This is a genomic window from Pseudomonas sp. NPDC089547 (genome assembly GCF_050280665.1).
In the GTDB taxonomy this organism is placed as follows: domain Bacteria; phylum Pseudomonadota; class Gammaproteobacteria; order Pseudomonadales; family Pseudomonadaceae; genus Aquipseudomonas.
Map to the genome: position 1 here is coordinate 1 of NZ_JBNNVS010000102.1, position 2,684 is coordinate 2,684.

Below are 2,684 nucleotides of genomic sequence, written 5' to 3' on the forward strand. Positions count from 1 at the left end.
GTCGCGAAAGGGCTGCGCAGCGGCCCCAGACTTCCAGCTTCGCCGCAGATATTGCCGGGGCCGCTTTGCGGCCCTTTCGCGACACAAGGCCGCTCCTACACAAAGCGGACCGTGTCAGGCCAAAGGCCGCACCCTTACCCAAAATCGCGTACGGGTCTCGATCTGCACCGGCAGCGCCTGGGCAATCGCTTCCAGCGCACGCGCCGTATCGTCCAGCGGGAAGGCTCCGGAAATGCGCAGGTGCGCAACCTCCTTCGAACACTCGATAAAGCCCGGGCGATAGCGCTGCAACTCATCCAGCACCCGGCTCAGCGGCCAGTTATCGATCACCAGCCGGCCATTGACCCATTCGGCGCGGTTAGGGTCGAGCACCTGTGGCGCGGGCAGCGGCCCTGAACCAAAGCGCAGGCTCATGCCCGCCTCCACCCGCAAAGGCTCGACTTCTGGCCGGTTGCGCACAGCCACCGCATGTTCAAGTACGTCGAGTTCGGTCTGCCCGTCCAGTTGGCGCACAACAAAGCGCGTGCCCAACGCTCGCATCTCGCCCTGCTGACTGCACACACTGAGTGGCCGTGCATCCTTGGCCGTGGTCACCATGATCTCCCCAGAGCGCAGGATGATCAGCCGCTGCTGGTAGTCATAGCGAATGTCCACGGCACTGGCCGTGTTCAGCGTGAGCTGGGTGCCGTCTTCCAGCCGCAACTGGCGCCGTTCACCCGTAGCGGTACGCACATCGGCCAGCCAAAGCGGCGTCTGCCGGTAGCCAGTCCACGCCAGGCCGGATACACCAAGGCCCAGCACCAGCCCCTTGAGCACAGTGCGCCTGCCAGCCAGCGGCGGCTCCACCGCCAACGTCCGCTTTGCCACGGTCGCAGGTACGCTGCGCAACTCTGCGTGAAACGCCTCCAGTCGCTGCCAGGCCCACTGGTGCACCGGGTCGCCTTGATGCCAGGCCTGCCAGCGCTGATACAGCGCCGGGTAGTCCGCGCCCGCACTCAAGCGGGCATGCCACTGCGCCGCATCCCGCAGTGCCTGGCGTTGCTGCGCCGGGCTCACAGCTCGGCATCCAGCGCGAACAGCAAGCATTGCTCGGTGGCCTTGGCGATGTATTTGGTCACCGAACTGACAGACACGCCCAGGCGCTCGGCGATTTCGGCGTAGCTCAAGCCTTCCAGGTGGGAAAGAAACAGCGCCTGGCGCACCTTGTGGTTCAGGCCGTCGAGCATGGCATCAAGCTGCAACAGCGTTTCCAGCAGCACTACCCGGTGCTCCGGGGACGCCTCCACCAGTTCCGGCTCCAGGGCCATGGCTTCCAGGTAAGCCTGCTCCAACGACCGTCGACGCAAGTGATCAACCATCACCCGCTTGGCCACCGTCGCCAGGAAGTTGCGCGGCTCGCGCAACGGGTGGGCCACCGTGCTGGCGATCAGGCGCACGAAGGTATCCTGGGTCAAGTCCGCCGCCCGCTCCCGGTCGCCCAGGCGCCGGCGCAGCCAGCCTTGCAGCCAGCCGCTGTGGTCGCGGTACAGGCAGTGCATGTCATCGTGCGGCGCAGGCGGGACCTTGTACACGCAACCTTCCTTGTAACGATGCGGATAAGAATTAGTCGCAATAATAGTGATATTGCCGATGGAAGGAAACCGCGATTGCAGCGATGCGATGGAACCCTGCGGCTACCCTTACCTCTACCGATTGGCCACCGTTGCAAGGAACAGCACATGCCTGTACGCCTGCCCAAAGCCCTGCTCATCGCCATCGGCTTCGCTGTGGCACTGGCCGCTTGCAGCCGCATCGACCTGGCCTACCGCAACCTCGACCGCCTGGTGCCGTGGTCGCTGGGCGACTACCTGGACATGAACCGCGAGCAGAAAACCCTGCTCGACGACCGCTTGCGCGAGCACCTGGCCTGGCATTGCAAGACCCAGCTGCCCGGCTACCTCGACTGGCTGGACCGGGTGCGGGGCATGGTCGCCGACGACCAGGTGACCGACCAGGCCCTGCAGCAACGTACCCGTGAGGCCCGCGAGGCGATTGGCCGGGTAGCCGAGGCAATTACCCCATCGGCCACCGAGCTGTTGCGCGGCATGAGCGACACCCAGGTAGCGGAAATGCGCGAAGCTTTCCGCGACGACATCAGCGAACGGCAGAAGAAGTATGTGGATACGCCGCTGGCCAAGCAGATCGCCCGCCGAACCGAGCGCATGGAGAAACGCCTGACGCCGTGGCTGGGCGAGCTTACGCCGGTGCAGAAACAGCGGGTACAAGCCTGGTCGCAGGCGCTGGGCGACCAGAACCGCGAATGGATTGCCAACCGTGCCCACTGGCAGCAGCAATTGTTGCTGGCGATGAACCAGCGCAACGATGCCAGCTTCGAGCCGCGGCTGGCGACACTCTTGCAGCGCAAGGAAAGCTTGTGGACGCCTGAATACCGCTCAGCGTTTCAGAATACCGAGCGGCAGGCGCGCAGCTTGCTGGTGGACCTGGTGCAGCAGAGTACGCCGCAGCAGCGGCGGTTCCTGCAAGAAAAGCTCGGCAAAGTGCGCACCGACTTCAGTGAGTTGAAGTGTTTGAAGGGGTGATTGTGGATTGCAGGCCAGGCCTCTTCGCGGGCTCGCCCGCTCCCACAGGTACTGCGCTGTACCTGTGGGAGCGGGCGAGCCGATGAATTAGACCATGGCCAACAG

At 64.5% G+C, this 2,684-nt stretch carries 3 protein-coding genes; 1 reads left to right on the top strand and 2 read right to left on the bottom strand.

The genetic code is table 11. The features are described from left to right. Positions 1-114: 114 nt before the first annotated feature. Positions 115-1,056, bottom strand: a complete 942-nt coding sequence (locus tag ACQKPZ_RS28080; RefSeq protein ID WP_427544523.1) for a FecR domain-containing protein — start codon at positions 1,054-1,056, stop codon at positions 115-117. Beyond that, on the bottom strand, positions 1,053-1,571 hold the full coding sequence (locus ACQKPZ_RS28085) for a sigma-70 family RNA polymerase sigma factor (protein WP_427544526.1): 519 nt from the start codon (positions 1,569-1,571) through the stop codon (positions 1,053-1,055). Before ACQKPZ_RS28085 ends, ACQKPZ_RS28080 begins: the two co-directional genes overlap by 4 nt. Before the next feature lie 147 nt (positions 1,572-1,718). Between ACQKPZ_RS28085 and ACQKPZ_RS28090 the strand changes: the two genes are divergently transcribed. Next, positions 1,719-2,579, top strand: a complete 861-nt coding sequence (locus ACQKPZ_RS28090) for a DUF6279 family lipoprotein (RefSeq protein WP_427544529.1) — start codon at positions 1,719-1,721, stop codon at positions 2,577-2,579. Positions 2,580-2,684 lie beyond the last annotated feature (105 nt).

What these genes read in the sequence shown, in the direction of transcription:
- ACQKPZ_RS28090 (WP_427544529.1), top strand. Translation starts at nt 1,719, where the DNA reads ATGCCTGTACGCCTGCCCAAAGCCCTGCTCATCGCCATCGGCTTCGCT.